The sequence below is a fragment of the Vampirovibrio chlorellavorus genome (assembly GCF_003149375.1).
Taxonomy (GTDB): Bacteria; Cyanobacteriota; Vampirovibrionia; order Vampirovibrionales; family Vampirovibrionaceae; genus Vampirovibrio; species Vampirovibrio chlorellavorus_B.
Genome location: NZ_QFWH01000004.1, coordinates 92,176 through 108,798 on the forward strand (window position 1 = coordinate 92,176; position 16,623 = coordinate 108,798).

The following is a 16,623-nucleotide window of genomic DNA, read 5'->3' on the forward strand; positions in this document are numbered from 1 at the left end:
CAATGGATTGGTTTGCAAACGTTGAGAATATATGGGCGGTTCCCCTCTACCCGCTGGCTGCTTTTATTTTGATTGTGCTGCTTCGCACTTTTGCCCCGAACACTCGCAAAGAGCTTTGTTCGGGTTTGACCATTTTCGCCACTTTTTTGGGGCTGCTGCACACGGCTGGCGCCTTGCAGTGGTTGTTTCACCAGCCCGCTGATGCGGTGAAGGCCCTGGAGCGTAATATGACCTGGCTACAGGCCGGAGACTTCAAACTCTCTCTTGGCTATTTGGTGGACTCCATGTCGGTCATGATGCTGTTTGTGGTTACGTTTATCAGCATCCTCATTCAATGCTATACGCACGGTTACATGAATCACGACAAAGGGTACGCCAAGTTTTTTGGCTATTTGGCCTTGTTTAACTTTTCCATGCTGGGTCTGGTACTGAGTACCAACCTGTTCCAGATTTACATTTTCTGGGAATTGGTGGGGGTTAGCAGCTACTTGCTGATTGGTTTCTGGTTCCACAAGCCTTCCGCCGCCGCCGCCTGTATGAAGGCCTTTTTAATGAACCGGGTGGGAGACTTTGGTTTCTTGTTCGGCATTTTGGGGCTGCTGTATTTCAGCTTCCCCCTGTGGAACAGCTACCTGCTGGCGCATCCTGATGCGGCGTTCCTGTCTTTCAGTGCCCTGCCTGCCTTTGTGGGTCAAATCGCTACTTTTGCTGGGCCTACTACGTTTACGGTTATTGCCATTTTGCTCTTTATGGGGCCTATGGCCAAAAGCGCCCAGTTGCCCTTGCATACCTGGCTGCCCGACGCTATGGAGGGTCCTACGCCCATTAGCGCCCTGATCCACGCCGCGACCATGGTGGCTGCCGGTGTGTATCTGGTGGGTCGTGCCTATCCTGTTTTTCAGGCCTCAGACACCGCCATGTTGTTCATCACCTTGATTGGCACTACCTCTGCGGTGGTGGCGGCCACAATCGCCCTGACCCAGTACGACATCAAGAAAGCCCTGGCCTATTCCACCATGTCCCAGTTGGGTTTCATGATGGCGGGGATGGGCGTGGGCGCTTTTACCGCCGGATTGTTCCACCTGTTTACCCACGCATTCTTCAAGGCCATGCTGTTCTTGTGTTCCGGTAGCGTGATTCACGCCTGCGAGGACGAGCAGGATATGCGCAAGATGGGTGGCTTGGCCAAAAAATTGCCCATCACTCACATTGCTTATCTCATTGGCACGTTGGCGATTTCCGGTTTGTTCTGGACCAGTGGTTTCTGGTCTAAAGATGAAATCCTGTTGGGGGCCAAGGAATACGCACCGGGCATTTACTGGAACTTGGCCATTACCGCCGGTCTGACTTCCTTTTACATGTTCCGGACTTACTTCCTGACCTTCTGGGGCAAGTACCGGGGCGAAGCCCATGTGCATCACGAAGATACCGCTATGAAGTGGCCGCTGGCGGTTTTGGCGGTTCCTTCCGCCCTGATTGGTATCGCTATGGCTGGTTTGAAAGACGTGAACTGGCTGCCTGCCTTTGGCGCTTACATTCACTCCGGGGCGCACCACGCCGTCGAACACGCCCATACTTTCGCTCAGGCGGCCTTTTCCGAAGTCGGTATCATGTCCTTGGTGATTGGACTCGTTGGCGCAGGCTTGGCTTTCATCTTCTACGTGGTGGCCCCTGCTATCCCTGAGGCCGTCAAGAAGGCACCCTTGGCCGCCACTGCCTTTAGTCTGTTCTCGAACAAGTGGTACTTCGACGACATTTACCAGGCTTTCGTTGACCGCATTTACCTTGCTTTCGCCCGCGGATCCTCTACCTTTGACAAGGGCGGCATTGATGGCGCGGTCAACGTTACCGGCCGTAGCGTGATGGGGGCGGGTTTCGCCCTGCGTCAGTTGCAGTCCGGTAAGGTGCAAACATACATTGCCGTGATGTTCTTTGCGGTGGTTTGTCTTTCCCTGTTGTTGTTCTACTGGTTGATGTAGGACGCTTTGAAGGAGCTTATGGCTGTGAATTTTTTAACAGAGCATTATTTTTCGATTCTGATCTTTCTCCCCATCCTTTTGATTGCGCCCATTTTGATCCTGCCGGAGGGTAAAGAGGGGCGGACCACTCATACTTTGGGTATTGCGGGCGCCGCTCTGGTCTTTCTGTTTTCCTCGCTGTCCTGGCTGGGCTGGGTGAAGCCCGTGGCGGAGAGCGTCCCCTGGATTTCCAGTCTGGGCATTACTTATGCCCTGGGTACGGATGGTTTGACCATGACGCTGGTGTATCTGACCACCTTTTTGCTGTTGATGGCCGCTATTGCCAGTTTTTCCTCCATCCATAAGCGTTTGAAACTCTATTACGCCATGTTGTTTGTCCTGACCACCTCGGTGATGGGCGTGTTTTTGGCCCGGGACATGTTCCTGTACTTCCTGTTCTGGGAGCTGGAACTCATTCCCATGTACTTGCTGATCGCCATCTGGGGTGGCCCACGGCGGGATTACGCTTCCATAAAGTTTGTGTTGTACACCTTGTTTGGTTCGGTGTTTCTGGTGGCCGGTACATTGGCCCTTTACTTCCACGCTCGCTCCTTGCCGGGCGCGGACATGGCTGTTTTGTTCCAGTACCAGACCATTCAGCACGCCATTGGTCAAAACCTGCCCTTGGCTTCCCAAATCCTTATTTTTATTGCTTTGTTTATTACCTTTGCCGTCAAGCTCCCTGTGGTTCCGGTACACACCTGGTTGCCGGACGCTCACGTTGAAGCACCCACGCCCATCAGTATGATGCTGGCTGGTATCCTTCTCAAGATGGGGGCCTACGGGATGCTGCGCTTCTGTTTTGAGTTCCTGCCCGATGCGGCCCGTGTGTTGGCTCCCTACATCGCGGTTCTGGCCGTTATCAACATTGTCTATACGGCTGGGGTGGCCTTGGTGCAGTCGGATCTCAAAAAGTTGATCGCCTACAGCAGTGTTAGTCACATGGGCTTTGTCTTGCTGGGCTTGTCCGCGCTGAATGCCATTGGCTTCAACGGTGCCGTGTTTGTGATGTTCGCCCATGGTTTGGTCAGTGCCGCCCTGTTTATGTGCGTGGGCACGCTTTACAACCGTACCCATACCCGGGCCATTGCTGATTACGGCGGATTTGCCACCCAAACCCCCATTATTTTCTACTTTTTTCTCTTTATGTCCATGGCAAGTCTGGGCTTGCCGCTTTTGGTCAGTTTCGCCAGTGAGACCCTGGTTTTCTATGGGGCCTTTGTTTCAAAAGCGTTTCAAACCATTCCCTTCTTTGGCAGCCAGATTAATCTCTCCATTCAGGGACTTACCTTTGTGGCAGGCCTTGGGGTGATCATCGGGGCGGCCTACCTGCTGTGGATGCTGAAACGGGTGTTTTTCGGCCCCATTCAGCAACGCTGGACGCAATTGCCAGATGCCACCTCCAGCGAGGTCTTTGTGCTGGCCACCCTGACCTTACTTGTCATCGCCTTCGGGGTTTATCCCAAGCTGATCACCATTGAGTTTGAGCCCGATGTCAGCGCCATTGCTACCAAACATTACGCTGATCTGGATGCGCAACATGTTGCGGCGCAGAAACCGGCGCTGAAGTCCCTGTTGACCGCCCGTAGTGCAGGAGCCAATTAGAACCATGCTATTCAACAATGATTTGATGCGATTTATGCAAGAAAACAACATGCCTTTAATCGCTCCTGAAATTATTTTGGTACTCTTTATTCTGGTTTCTGTGTACCGGTTGGCTGTCAGCAAGACGCTGGCCGAACGACAGGAGATCTGGGGGTATGCCTTGCTGGGTCTGGTGATGACCCTGGTGATGCTGGGCATCCATTGGAATCTGGGCTACGTGACTGACCCCCGTTATCTCAGCTTTGATGTGTTCGGAGGTCTGTTTTCCGGGGATCTGTTCAGCTTGCTGATTCGGACCCTGCTGGTGGTGGGCACCTTGATGGTGCTTTTGTTCACCCGCACCTATGTGGACAAAAAGGCGGAAGTCCCCGGTGAGTATTATGTTTTGCTGTTGTCTGCCCTTCTGGGAGGCATGATGCTCAGTGGGGCCAAGGATCTGATCATGGTCTTTGTCTCTCTGGAAACACTGAGTATTTCTTCTTATATCCTGGTGGGTTATCTGCGGGGTAACGTACTCAGTGCGGAAGCCGGTCTCAAGTATCTGCTTTACGGTGGTATGGCCACTGCGATTCTTTTGTTTGGCTTTTCCATGCTCTACGGTTTGACCGGCAGTCTGGATTTCTCCGTGATGGCCAGCCATTTTGGGGCAGCGGCCAGTCAGGTGAATCCGATTGTCATTGCCATCATGCTGGCCACCATTGTGGGTGGCATCAGTTTCAAGTTGTCCGCCGCGCCTTTCCACATGTGGGCGCCTGATACCTACGAAGGTGCGCCCACCCCGGTTGTGGCTTTTCTCTCGGTGGTATCCAAAATTGCCGCATTCGCCTTTGCCATGCGGCTTTTTTCGACCGTGTTTGCCCACTTGCCCGCCTTGTCCGGCCTGATGATTGTCTTATCGGTGGTGTCCATGGTGATTGGTAACGTGGTTGCCTTGACCCAGAAAGACATCAAGCGCCTGCTCGCCTACAGTACAGTGGCTCACGTCGGTTACCTGCTGCTGGGCTTTGTGGTAATGAGTCCCGCCGGTTTATCCAGTATCGTTTACTACCTGATTACCTACTTGTTCATGAATCTGGGTGCCTTTGCCGTGGTTACCCATTTTGAGAACGAAACGGGTCGGGTGGACATTGGCGCTTACGCTGGTCTGGTTCGCAAGCGCCCGGCAATGACCTTTATTCTCAGCATTATGCTGTTATCGCTGGCGGGTATTCCCATTACCGCCGGATTTTTTGGCAAATTCTTCCTCTTTCAGGCCGTGGCCAACGCGGGTAGTCAGTACCTGTGGCTGGTGGTGGTGGCCCTGTTAACCAGTACGATCTCCCTGTACTACTACCTGAACGTGATTCGCCTGATGGTCATTGCCGAGCCCTCCGACGCGGTGGAGGCCTTGCCTGCCGAGGAGGCGGACAAGCGTTCCTTCAGTCAGGTGTCTTTTGTTTTCGCCCTCTGTCTGGCGGCTACCTTGGGTCTGGGTGTCTTTGCTGAGCCCATGATGGCATTCTCCGGGATGGCCATTCAGGCCATGACCGAAAATTCCGCATTGAACGCCAATGCCAGCGCTCAGCCGGTGAAAGTCATGATGATTCGTCCCGGCGGTCGTTAAGAAGATCTCTTGGATTGAAATGCTCAATGGAAAGAAGTCGGTGGTTCAGCCGACTTCTTTTTTTGATGCAACCGTTTGAGGCAACCGTAAGTGGTGCTGGCTGTCGTTTTTTCTAGTCCAGCGCTTCCTGCCGCCAGTTTTGAACTGCTGCCATGCTGCGCTGAACATAGAGCTGGTTTCTGGCTTTTTTGTTTTTCCGGGGAAAGGAACCCTCTGGTAATTCCGGGAGGATGCCCCAGTTGCTGTTAATGGGTTGAAAGTTCTGGTGAATGGCTTCCGGACGGGTGATATAGCGCAGCAATGCGCCCAGCATAGTCTCCGCGGGGGGAATAACGGCTTGCTGTCCCTGGTGCAGGCGGGCAATGTTTATTGCGGCAAACATGCCTGTGGCCACGGATTCCGTGTATCCTTCCGTGCCTGTGAGCTGGCCGGCAAATAAAATGTGCGGATGTTCCCTGAGCTGGAGCGTGGGCAGCAGCACTTCGGGGCTGTGGATGTAGGTATTACGGTGCATTACACCGTAGCGCACCACGTTGGCTTCGGCCAACCCGGGGATCATCTGTATCATTTGCTTTTGGGTGCCCCATTTCAAATTGGTCTGGAAACCCACCATGTTGTACAAGGTGCCCTCGGCGTTGTCCTGTCGCAGTTGCACCACGGCATAAGGCCAGCGTCCGGTGCGGGGATTGGTGATACCCACGGGTTTCATGGGCCCGTAGCGGAGTGTTTGCGGACCACGGGCGGCCATGATCTCTACCGGCATACAGCTTTCAAAAAAGCAGGCGGATTCTTTCTCAAAGGTTTTCAGTTCTGTTTTCTCACCGTTCAGCAAAATATCTACCAGGGCTTCATAATCCGCTTTCTCCAGGGGACAGTTGATGTAGCTGCCCGGGTCCTCGGTTTTGCCTTCCGCACCGGCGTTGTATCGGTCCTGAAAGAAGGCGATGTCAAAGTCGATAGAGTCCTTGGTGAGAATGGGCGCGGCGGCATCAAAGAAGTACAGTTGGTCTCGTTTGAGCCGCTTGGCAACGGCTTCCGCCAGTTCCGGTGAGGTCATGGGGCCGGTGGCAATCAGTACCCAGCCCTCATCCGGAATTTCCGTAACGTTCTGGCAGATGAAGTGAATCCGGGGATGGGCTTTGACGGTCTCGGTCACTTTCTGGGTAAAGGCTTCCCGATCCACGGCCAGGGCCTTGCCCGCCGGTACCGCCACAGCACGGGCGATTTTTAGCAATTCGCAATCCAGGGCGCTCATTTCATCTTTTAACAGGCCGCTCGCTGAGGCGCTTTCCTCATTATTGACCGAGCCAAAGCTGTTACTGCATACGATTTCCGCCAACGTTTTGCTGTGATGAGCGGGGGAACAATGTTCGGGCTTTTGGTCGTATAAAAAGACCTCGAATCCACGTTTGGCCAGTTGCAGAGCGGCTTCGCAACCTGCCAGTCCGGCGCCGATGATGTGTATGGGTTTTGTGGATGACACGGTGGCACTTTCTTTCTAGAGGATGTTAAAAAACGTTACTGTCATTGCGATAAAGATTTGTGAGAAGGCTGTGTCCTAATTATTTCAGTCATCAATATCGGTTATATGTTGAAGCTATTTTTTGGAACTCATTTTGGGAGGGGACGGGGTGAAGGGCGGTTTCACGGCTAAAACGCCGAGCAATCAGCATTAAAAGATTGTTTTTATTATTTTAGTGAATGTTTTGTTTTTGGATGTGGCTAACGATTCCTAGGAGAGAGATAAAAATGTTCACTGACAGTTTAGCAAAGGCGTGCCTGAGCTAGATACCCACTATTCTACTGGTAACAGGAGGAGAGAAAATCAATGGGGTTTGCAGCAAGTCAAGCAAGATATATGATGCTCACCGCTCGAAAGAGCGATCTGGAGCTTCAGGGCCAATTTATCAACCAGGCCAGAATGCAGCTGGCCAACGTGACGGGTGCTTTGTTTACCATCAGTTCCAATCTGGAGCCGGAGGGACCCGAGGCTCAGCAGATCCAGGCTCGTGTGGCGGCCATTCAGGCGATTGACAAGTCCCTGGAATTGCAGCTGCGTCGGGTGGATACCCAGCGGGAAGCCGTGCAGACGGAGATTGACGCGGTTCGTAAGGTGATCGGGAAAAACATCGAATCGACCTTCAAAACCTTCGGTTAAGACCCGTATTCTAAAGTCGGTTTACTTTTTTGGACGGCTGATAATCAGGCTGGAACAGATTTTCTACTGTCGCGTTTTACGCAAACATTATGCGTAAGGCCTCTAGTAATCACGATCAATTACGACCTTGCGATTAGCCGGGGCGGATAACACAGTTTGCAGTGCAGCAGGGTGCTTTTAACCCTGATTATGCTCGTTTGTGCGGATGCTGGCTGGTGGATTGCAATCCCATCATTTGCGGCCAGGCTTACCGGATGACGCACCGGGCGCCACTGGCGTGGGTTTTACGATTGATAATACGCTGGGCGCCGAGAATACCATTTTTGCCACCCGCTGTATGTCTTGCGGGGTCACCTGTTCAATAAGCGCTGGATAGGTTTTATCGAATTCATACCCGGCACCGACCACCTCGTAAAAGCCCAGATAATAGGCCTGGTTGATGTTGGTGTTGTGGGCCAGAGAGAAGCTGCCTCTTAGTTTGCTTTTGGCTTCGGCCAGTTCCTTGTCCGGCACCAGTTCGTTTTGCAGACGTGTAATCTCGTGGTTAAAGCCGTTTTGCACCCTGCTCAAATTGGCCGGATCGGTGCCAATGTAGGCCACAAATCGGCTTTTCTCTTCCCGGGATGGCAACATACTGCCCACCACGTAGGCCAGCCCCTGTTTTTCCCGTAAATCCACGAACAGGCGGGAACTCATCCCGGTGCCCAGCAGAGAGTTCAGCACCTTGAGGGCCACGTAGTCCTTTTGGGCCCGAATGGGAGGCACTAACCAGCTCTGGGCCAGCCAGGTGGCGGAGAGTTGCGGTTTTTCCTCAGTCACCGTCCGGCTTTCCGTAAGGGCTGGAACCGGCGCGGTACTGACCAGGCTGCGCTGGCAGCTGGTGCAGCTCTCATATAAAGAGGTCAGATAATTCTGCAGGGTGGCCTGATCAAAATTCCCCACCACGGAGGCCACCATGTTCTGCGGCACAAAGTACAAGTGGTAATAGTCCAGCAAATCCTGCCGGGAGATGGCATCCAGACTATCCTCCACCCGCTTGCCCTCGTTACCGTAGGGGTGATGAGGGTAGAGGGTCGTGGTCAGGTTTTCAAAGGCCAATGAGGAAGGGGTGTCCCGGCTGGCCGCCAGAGCCTGATGAATTTGCTCTTTCTTTTTGCTGATTTCATCCTGAGCAAACAAGGGGTTGCGCAGCACGTCTTTCAGCACGGCGAACAACTCGCCCAGATCCTCCCGGATGGCGCTGCCGGTAATTTCAATAAAATCGTCATCGGCGGATACGGTCAAGCTCATGCCCTTGCTCTCCAGTTCCCGGCTAATGGCCTCGGCGGTGCGAGAAGGGGTTCCCTGCATCATCAGGGCGCTGACCAGACTGGCGGTGCCGGGAGTGGTTTCGACCCCCTGTCCTCCTTTAATGAACAGTTTAATGGCCACCGTGGCGGAGCTTTTGCGGGGTTTGCTAATCAGGGTCATGCCGTTGGGCAGGGTTTTCTTTTCGATGGCGCTGTCGGCTTCAGCGGTTTCAATGGTTTCCGTCGCCTTGGGGGTCAATGCGCTGGGCACAATGGGGAAGCTCTCGGCGGTTTGCAACAAGGCCACATCCGCGCTGCTTTCCGCCTTTAAATTGGCTTTCAGGCTACTGGGCAGGAGTTCCACCATCACCGCCTGATTGAAATTCAGATAGCGGTTCAGGGCATCCTTCACCTGATCCAGGGTTACTTTTTCCACATTGCTGACGTGATCCAGATAATCCTGCAGGCTGCCAATGGTCACGTTGTAGCCAATGCTGGAGGCGGTGCCGTCGGTGCTTTCATTCTCGAATACAAAGTCCTTTATATACTGGTTTTTGGCCTTGGCCAGCTCTGCCTGAGTAATGCCGTTGGCTTTCAGTTGCTTGAGCTGTTTGAGGATCTCCTGTTTGACCACGGTTCGGTTTTCCGGCTTGGCCTCCGCGTTGATGACGATGAGGCCCGAATACTTTTGCGTGTAATTACCCGCGGAAACGCTGTTGGCCAGTGGCTTGCTCTCTCTTAACGCCTGGTACAGGCGGGAACTCTTGCCATTTCCCAGAGCCAGCAGGGCGATATCCAGGGCGTACACATCGTCCGGCTTTTGTTGGGCGGGGCCTAAAAAGCCTAGGGCAAAATAGGTTTGGGTGATACTGGGGTTTTCCAGCACCTTGGCCTGAGGGGCGCTGGGCGGCTGAACCAGACCAATCTGCGGGGCCTGATAATTTTTGGGGGCCAGAAAGGGCGGCTTGGGGAAGGCCTCCGTGACCAGTTTTTTGGCCTCTTCCGGGTTCACATCGCCCACAATAATGGTGTTAAAGTTTTGGGGCTGGTACCAGTAGTGGTAATACTCCAGAATGTTCTCCCGAGGGATAGTGGCGATGTTTTCCTTGGGGCCCAGGGTATCGTAGGCGTAGCCGTGCTGGCCGTACATGAGTTTGGCCAACTCGGTGTAGAGCTGGCGATCCGGGTTATCGTTGGCCCGGTTGATCTCTTCCTGTACCACCTTGCGCTCCTGCGGCAGCTCACTGGCCGGAATGGCCGCGTTCAGCAGCATATCCGCGTGTAGTTTCAGGGTTTCCTGAAAGTAAGGGGTGGCCGTGGTGATGTAATAATGGGTAAAGTCGTCGCTGGTGGCGGCGTTAAACTGGGAGCCCCGGGACTCCAGCATGCGATCGATGACGCCCGGCTTGTATTGCGCGGTGCCCTTGAAGAGCAGGTGTTCCAAAAAGTGGGACACCCCGTTGATTTTGTCATTTTCATTGACCGAACCGGTTTTCACCCAGGTGTCGATGGTGACGATGGGCTGACTGTGATCTTCCTTGATATACAGGGTTTGCCCGGTGGGCAGGGTGTAGGTTTCCACTTTGGGAATGACGCTATTGGCCAGGGCCGGGTTGAGCCACCAGCCACCGGATGCTGAAATAAGCAGGGTACAGGCCAGGGCCTTGATTTGTTGGCTGGAAAAGTGACGGGGGTGGATAGGGCCAAAAGAAATGGGGCTCATAAGTATTGATATTCCCTTTCCGCAACTGGTTGTATAACCACGCTGTATGTAAAAACTGGGCTCTCTTGAAATCTCGATATATGCTGCTGACGCTGAACTGATAAAAATGCTCCGGGCCTCAGCAAAACCTGTCCTGCCTGCGATTATAATACGGTGCCCCGCTTTCAGCGAGAGGGCAGCGGCACGGCGCGCCTTGACGTTTCAAGTCAAAACCCCGGCACTGGTTGATGGCCGGGGCTTTGTCAGTCTTTTAAGGCTGGATTTCAGGCGGGAAAGGGTGGATTAAACCCTTAAGTAGGCCTTAATCCCCTGAAACATGGCGTTCAGCAAGCCGATATTGGACATGGCGTCAATGCCGCCAGTGGTCAGGTGTTGTTGCAGGCGGGCTTGCCAGTAGGGGTAAATGTCCTCTTTGCCCAATTCCAGCACGTTGGCAATGGCAAACAGTTTGGCCCAATCCAAAGGCATGGGTAAAGCGCCCCGCCACATATCCACAATCTCCAGGCGCTGGCTGCGCGGGAACCGTTTGAGGAACTGCACGTTGCTCAGGCCTTGCTGGCGCTGGACGGACTTTAAAAACTCAATGCCCGCATCCACCAGACGGGGCTCTTCCGGGCGCTTGTATTCCGGGTAGGTTTCCGGTTCGGTTTCCATCACCACGGCAATCCGCTCCAGGGTGGTGGTGCGGGTGGAGAAGGCGATGTTTTCATCAATCAGGCTGTACACGTAAGACAGTGTCACCCCGATCATCTCGGCGAAATCTTTTTTATGCAGGTTGGTTTTTTCCAGAAAGGCCACCAGCCGCTGACTGCTGTTATTGGCATTGACGGTGGGCTGCTTGGGCTCCTGAAGCTCCAGTGTGGTGGTTACCATGTGTTGTTCCCCTCTTGCTCTGCTGATTCAACTCTAACCAAACCGTGAAACCGGGAATCACTTGTTGCTGGATGTTTTATTACCGGGTGCTTGCCAATCGGGCTTGTCGGATGCGAGGACATGCTTCAACTCATTCGGCTTCATCACAAAAAATTTTTATCTATTCTAGCAAAAACTTTTAATAGTCATATCAAAGTTGAAAGATTTTTATACAAAGCATTTTGTAAAAGATTGCTTTGAGACGGGGAAATAGTTGTCTATAGTTGCAAATAAATGTAAAGATTGTGCTGGTGGAGGAGAGCGTTTTTTCAGGCCATGGGCTAAACTGAAGATCGTTTTGAGGTGAAAACCTTGGACAGTAGCAACTGAAGGTTTTATTCATGACGGAAACCGAAGTCACACTAAACCAGCTTCAGAAAAATATCGCCCATCTGGCCGAATTTTCTGATGATGGGTGGGTCCTGAAGTGGGGGGATTCTCCCCAGACCGCTTTTGAGATTGTCTGTCGCAAGGCCAGCGCCCTGCAGGTTCAAAAACTGGAATCGACGCTGGATAGTGGCTACCAAAAAGCGGCCCACTTGTTCAACTCAGCCTTGTAGTACCAGCGACTTTGCCCATTCAAACGGCAATCAGGCTTCTGTTCTGAAGTCTCAGTCGGTGTGTTCTGGGCGTTGGGGTTGGGTTGCTGTAAAATAGCGACAGTCCAAACCATCGTTTGAAGGAAAACGCATGCGACTGTTGGCCTTGCCTTCGGGCATCCAGACCGGCATTTATAATATGGCCCTGGACGAGGCCTTGCTGGAATGGGTTCGGGTTCAGCCAAAGCCGGTTTTGTGGGTGCGCACCTATCGCTGGGACGTGCCCACCTTGTCCCTGGGGGTGAACCAAAAGGTGCGTGATCTCGATTTTCTGTTGCGCTACTATGGCCAAGGGCAGAATGTCGGGGCCATCGTACGCCGCCCCACTGGGGGACGGGCCATTTTACACGGGCAGGATATTTCTTTTTCATTCATCACCAATCACCCCCCCATTTTGCAACAAAGCCTGAAGGAGGCGTATGCCATTCTTTCGGGGATAGTGCGTCAGGCGCTGGAAACATTAGGGCTGCAAACCCGGTTGGCTGCGGATGCGGGCACCCGGGATTATCTACGTTCCCCGGTCTGCTTTCAGACTCACACCCCTTCGGACTTGCTGGCCCGGGATGGGAAAAAGCTCTCTGGCAGCGCCCAGTTGCGTCGCTCTGGCGGGTTGTTGCAGCATGGGGCCGCCTTTTTAGCGCCCTGGGAGATTCAGGAAAAAGCCTTTTTTGAGGCCTTGTGTCAGGTTGGCGCATCCACCTTTGGCGAGCCGTGCAAGGTTTTGTCCTCGCTACAGGCCGAAGCCCTCATCGCCGATTGGCCCCAGTGGCTGGAGGTTTACGCCAGAGCTTCCAACGAAATTTTGGACAAGGTGTCCACCACCAGCGGATCCCATTTACTGCCCGCTTCCCGCTGAAGGGTTTGCAGGGCTTCATCGTGCGACAGTGGTTCTCCCCGGTAGGGGCGTTCCTGGGTCATGGCGTAATAGGCGTTGGCTACGGCCAGAATGCGACTACCCAGCGGAATACTTCTGCCTTTCAGCTTTTCCGGGCCGCCAGAGCCGTCCCAGCGCTCATTCTGGGAGTGCAGGAAGGGTACCACTTCCGAGAGAAAGTTGATTTTGACCAGCAAACTGACGCCCACGTTGGGGTGATCCCGCAGGTGTTCCCACTCTTGGGGGGTCAGGCTCTCTTTTTTGTGCAGAATTTCATCCGGTATGTGTACCTTGCCCACCGAGCCCAGGAGGCCCGCCATATAGGTCAGGTCTACGGTCTTTTCATTCAGGCTTAAGCCTTCGGCAATGGCCCTGGCCAGCAGCCCTACCTGCTTGGAGTGGCCTTTGGTGAAATTCTGACGGGCGTCTACCGCTTTGGACAGGGCTTCCACAAACTCCTGCTGATGGATGCCCAAATCGGCAATGCTTTCTGTGATTTGGGCTCGCATATTCAACAGTTTGTTGAGGTTTTTGGCCGCTTGTGGGCCGGACTGAGCGATACATTCCTGCGCTTCGGCCACCAGTTGCTGTAAGCGCATGCCGGTGACAAACACTTCGGCGGCCACCTCGGCCAGCGCCACCATCTCTTCAGAGAATTCGGCGGGCTGGTAACTTTCAAACAACAGCAGACCCATGGATTTGCCGCCTTCCCGCAGGGGCGTGATCATCAGGCTTTGGGTTTTGCCCTGGGCCAGCCGGTCATTGGGCAGCCAGTTGGGCACGGTGTCCAGCCGGGCAAAGGTCTGGGTTTTGTGGTTCTGGTACACATCGCTGAGCAGGTTATTGCTTCTGGCCGGGATGGTTACCTCCCAGCGTTGCTGGCGATCCAGTTCCAGTGAGGTGCCGGTCAGGCTGAGGTACTGTTCGCTGGTATCCTTGGTGGCGGTCTGGAACAAGTGGCAGGCGTCCACCTGAAACATCTGGGCCAGGGTGGCGGCAATGGAGTCGTAAATCAAAAAGCCGGATTGGGCGTCCAGTCCCAGCACGCCCAGGGTTTTATCGATGGAGTAAATCTGGATCAGCTCTTCCAGCTGCGCCTTGAGCTTGGCCGGGTTATCGGCCAGACGCTCGTTAATTTTGGTCAGCAGATCATCGGAAATAAAGTTTTCCGTCACGAAGTCGCCGATGTTGAGGGCATAAATGGCTTCCAGAGGATCGCGCCCGGACTCATCCAGCGGGGAATGAGGAAGATTTGGCTGTGTTTTGGCAGTCTGTTTGTCCAAGGGGCTCGCTCTCCTGGCGGGTTTAACGGCTCAGGCCAAACCGGGAAGGGGTGGTTTTGCGGCCTGTTTCTTTCTTATCGGCGGTTTCTCTCAACTCTTTAGAAAATTTTATGAGTCGGTTACAACATTTTACCCATTTTTTGAGGGGATGGGCATTCGGACGGCGCGGCGCGCCTTGGCAAGCTCCTCAAAAGAAAAAGCCCAGCCATTGGCCGGGCCTTGTTAATTTTACCCCTCAAGTAAAAAACAGAATGTCTCGCATCCAATCAACAGACTCCATCAAGGGCTGTTTCTCTGACAAACGCAATATTTTTTGTATCAGCTCTAACCGTTCTTCTCTTCTTTTGTATCAGACTGTATAAGACCAGGTTTTAATCCGATGCTTCCCCTAACCGTTTTTTGGACTCGCAGGTCCAATCACGATCGTGGTTTTAATGTGTGTGTGCGATTGTGGTTCCCCGCCTTGTTCCTAACGATTGTCCCAAGCTAAAAATTGGTTTTGGCGCTTTGCTTGTTGGCATAAACGCAGCCGTTTGAGGGTTTGTGCTAGTGGTTTTTGGATTGTTTATAAAATGAATGCTCTGAATCATGAGGCGTTTGGGTTTTTGAGTGTTAAGAAATTGCAATGTTTGAATTCGGAGGAGCAGCAACCGGGAGGTCAGGACTTGTCAGCGGGCCAGAGAGTGGATACCCTAGTGCTAGAGAGAACGGCGCAAGCCAGTAATAAGAGAGAGTATTCAATCGTGGACAGTCCCCCAGACACCCAGTCGGTTGCCTCCACTTCGGAATCCTCTGGTTCCGGGGCGGCGGTGGCCATTCGGGTGGATCACCTGACCAAGCGCTTTCACAGTCCGCAAGGAATGGTAAATGCCCTGAAGGGAGTCACGTTTGAGGTTCCCCGGGACAAGGTTTTCGCCATACTGGGCCCCAATGGGGCTGGTAAAACCACCTTGTTGCGCATTTTAACTTCTATTATGCGGCCCAGCAGTGGAACCGCCCTGATTGAGGGCTTTGAGCTGGGGCGGCAAAACACCGATATTCGACAACTGATTGGCATTGTGGCCCAGGACAACCACTTCGATCGCTATCTGACCGTATGGCAGAATTTGACCCTGCATGCCCGCTTGCACGGTATGGAAAAGCCGGTTTATGAAAAGCGCATACAGGCCCTGTTGGAGCAAGTGGGTCTGTATGAGCGGCGGAACGATTACCTGGATCACTTTTCTGGAGGGATGCAGCGGCGGGTGGCTCTCATTCGGGCCCTGATTCATCGCCCCCGGCTGTTGTTTCTGGATGAACCATCCACCGGGCTGGATCCGGCGGCCCGGCTGGAGATTTGGGAGACTATTCAGGTCCTGAAGCAGGAAACCACCGTGATCCTGACTACGCACTACATGGAAGAGGCCGATCGCCTGAGTGATCTGGTCATGATTTTGAACTACGGGGAGGTCATGATGATTGGCACCCCGCAAGAGCTGAAGGCCCGCATTTCCCCGCCCAATATGTACGAACTGACCCTGACGGAGCCGTTGGCCGAGCGGTATCAAGAGCAATTGGCCCCCTGGATTTCTCAGGTCACCGTGCTGGACCGGGATGCCTTGCACTTCCGTTTAAATCACCGAGAAGATTTGAGCGCCTTAATGGCCCGCATTGAACCGGCCCATTTAAAGTCGCTGGGCTTGGCTCAGGCGGACATGGAAACGGTGTATCTGACCGTGGCCGGAAAGTCCATGGCCACTTTCAAGGCGGGATCGGGAGACTGGAAAGACAGTGAGGCCGCAGCCGGATGAAGTTGATTTATTTTCGTCGGGGGGTGTGGCCCATTGCCCATAAGGTGCTGTTGCAGGAGGCTCAGGGCTGGCTGAATGAATCCATCAACACCATTGCCATTCCCTTTACCTTCTTTTTGGCCTTTGGATTGGGCCTGAAGGGCTATATCGCCGAGGTGGAGGGCGTTTCCTACATGGCCTTCCTCACCCCGGGGCTGATCACCATGACCATCCTGCTGGAAGCCTATCGCACCGGGGCCTGGGGCCTGTGGATGGATCGCTGGCATCAGAAAATGCTGGATGAATATCGCATCAAGCCCATCCACACCACCGACATTATTATGGGCGAAATTCTGGGTGGCTTTATGGTGGCCCTGATCAAAGGGGCCATCGTGGCGGCCATCTTGCTGCTGTTCTCCCCGGTGGTCATCCGCTGGGATGCCTTGCCCCTGTACTTCTTACTGGTCTTTCCGGGCTGTATATTTTTCACCTGCGTGGGTAGCATGGTGGGCACCTCCTTTCCCAAGCCGGATCATATCGCCCAGTCTCAAACCATTTTCATCACCCCGCTTTTGTATTTGGGCGGTCTGTTTTTTCCCATTACCGCCCTGCCGGGCTGGATAGGCCCTGTCATTCAGTGGCTCCCCACCACGGCGGCCTTCGAGGGCGGTCGGGATATTCTGCTCAATCATCATATCGAGTGGCGCTACCTTCTGGTGATTTGGGCCTTCGCCCTGTTTAGCTTTGTGGGCGCCACCTGGTTTTTCCGGGAGAAGCTCTCGGAATAGCC

General features: G+C 53.7%; 12 protein-coding genes. 8 read left to right on the top strand and 4 right to left on the bottom strand.

Translation table 11 applies throughout. The annotated features are described in order from the left end of the window. Window positions 1-2 precede the first annotated feature (2 nt). The 3 genes from nuoL to DF283_RS06585 are packed head-to-tail and all read left to right on the top strand — an operon-like array spanning window position 3 to window position 5,226. Window positions 3-1,979, top strand: coding sequence for an NADH-quinone oxidoreductase subunit L (gene nuoL / locus DF283_RS06575; protein WP_303673939.1), 1,977 nt, complete (start codon window positions 3-5; stop codon window positions 1,977-1,979). 24 nt (window positions 1,980-2,003) lie between these two features. Beyond that, window positions 2,004-3,623, top strand: coding sequence for a complex I subunit 4 family protein (locus DF283_RS06580; protein ID WP_303673940.1), 1,620 nt, complete (start codon window positions 2,004-2,006; stop codon window positions 3,621-3,623). 4 nt (window positions 3,624-3,627) lie between these two features. Continuing rightward, window positions 3,628-5,226 (top strand): NADH-quinone oxidoreductase subunit N, encoded by a 1,599-nt coding sequence (locus tag DF283_RS06585; protein ID WP_303673941.1) that lies wholly within the window; start codon window positions 3,628-3,630, stop codon window positions 5,224-5,226. 112 nt (window positions 5,227-5,338) lie between these two features. On the opposite strand, the gene trmFO is transcribed toward DF283_RS06585, so the two are convergent. Next, complete coding sequence (trmFO, locus tag DF283_RS06590; protein ID WP_303673942.1) at window positions 5,339-6,709, bottom strand: methylenetetrahydrofolate--tRNA-(uracil(54)-C(5))-methyltransferase (FADH(2)-oxidizing) TrmFO; 1,371 nt, start codon at window positions 6,707-6,709, stop codon at window positions 5,339-5,341. 345 nt (window positions 6,710-7,054) lie between these two features. Between trmFO and DF283_RS06595 the strand changes: the two genes are divergently transcribed. Further along, entirely contained in the window at window positions 7,055-7,384 is a 330-nt protein-coding gene (locus tag DF283_RS06595) for a hypothetical protein (protein WP_303673943.1), read from the top strand. A 231-nt stretch (window positions 7,385-7,615) separates the two neighbouring features. Here DF283_RS06595 and DF283_RS06600 read toward each other — a convergent pair whose 3' ends face one another. After that, entirely contained in the window at window positions 7,616-10,396 is a 2,781-nt protein-coding gene (locus DF283_RS06600) for a M16 family metallopeptidase (protein ID WP_303673944.1), read from the bottom strand. A 282-nt stretch (window positions 10,397-10,678) separates the two neighbouring features. Continuing rightward, window positions 10,679-11,269 (bottom strand): hypothetical protein, encoded by a 591-nt coding sequence (locus DF283_RS06605; protein WP_303673945.1) that lies wholly within the window; start codon window positions 11,267-11,269, stop codon window positions 10,679-10,681. Window positions 11,270-11,649: 380 nt separating this feature from the next. Here DF283_RS06605 and DF283_RS06610 point away from each other — a divergent pair, with 380 nt between their 5' ends. Both DF283_RS06610 and DF283_RS06615 read left to right on the top strand, forming a co-directional pair. Continuing rightward, window positions 11,650-11,868, top strand: a complete 219-nt coding sequence (locus tag DF283_RS06610) for a hypothetical protein (protein ID WP_303673946.1) — start codon at window positions 11,650-11,652, stop codon at window positions 11,866-11,868. 130 nt (window positions 11,869-11,998) lie between these two features. After that, window positions 11,999-12,763 carry a lipoate--protein ligase family protein gene (locus DF283_RS06615; protein ID WP_303673947.1) on the top strand — a complete coding sequence of 255 codons (765 nt, stop codon included), beginning with the start codon at window positions 11,999-12,001 and terminating at the stop codon, window positions 12,761-12,763. On the opposite strand, the gene DF283_RS06620 is transcribed toward DF283_RS06615, so the two are convergent. Then, window positions 12,685-14,064, bottom strand: a complete 1,380-nt coding sequence (locus DF283_RS06620) for a GAF and HD-GYP domain-containing protein (protein ID WP_303673948.1) — start codon at window positions 14,062-14,064, stop codon at window positions 12,685-12,687. The two genes, DF283_RS06615 and DF283_RS06620, sit on opposite strands and share 79 nt — an antisense overlap. 743 nt (window positions 14,065-14,807) lie before the next feature. Between DF283_RS06620 and DF283_RS06625 the strand changes: the two genes are divergently transcribed. Together DF283_RS06625 and DF283_RS06630 are read left to right on the top strand one after the other, a co-directional pair. After that, window positions 14,808-15,854, top strand: coding sequence for an ABC transporter ATP-binding protein (locus DF283_RS06625; RefSeq protein WP_303673949.1), 1,047 nt, complete (start codon window positions 14,808-14,810; stop codon window positions 15,852-15,854). Then, window positions 15,851-16,621, top strand: coding sequence for an ABC transporter permease (locus tag DF283_RS06630; protein ID WP_303673950.1), 771 nt, complete (start codon window positions 15,851-15,853; stop codon window positions 16,619-16,621). Before DF283_RS06625 ends, DF283_RS06630 begins: the two co-directional genes overlap by 4 nt. Window positions 16,622-16,623 lie beyond the last annotated feature (2 nt).

Bases quoted from the DNA above. Each gene is read 5' to 3' on its own strand.
- nuoL (WP_303673939.1), top strand. From the start codon at position 3: ATGGATTGGTTTGCAAACGTTGAGAATATATGGGCGGTTCCCCTCTAC.
- DF283_RS06595 (WP_303673943.1), top strand. From the start codon at position 7,055: ATGGGGTTTGCAGCAAGTCAAGCAAGATATATGATGCTCACCGCTCGA.
- DF283_RS06605 (WP_303673945.1), bottom strand. From the start codon at position 11,269: ATGGTAACCACCACACTGGAGCTTCAGGAGCCCAAGCAGCCCACCGTC.
- DF283_RS06610 (WP_303673946.1), top strand. From the start codon at position 11,650: ATGACGGAAACCGAAGTCACACTAAACCAGCTTCAGAAAAATATCGCC.
- DF283_RS06585 (WP_303673941.1), top strand. From the start codon at position 3,628: ATGCTATTCAACAATGATTTGATGCGATTTATGCAAGAAAACAACATG.
- DF283_RS06630 (WP_303673950.1), top strand. From the start codon at position 15,851: ATGAAGTTGATTTATTTTCGTCGGGGGGTGTGGCCCATTGCCCATAAG.
- DF283_RS06615 (WP_303673947.1), top strand. From the start codon at position 11,999: ATGCGACTGTTGGCCTTGCCTTCGGGCATCCAGACCGGCATTTATAAT.
- DF283_RS06600 (WP_303673944.1), bottom strand. From the start codon at position 10,396: ATGAGCCCCATTTCTTTTGGCCCTATCCACCCCCGTCACTTTTCCAGC.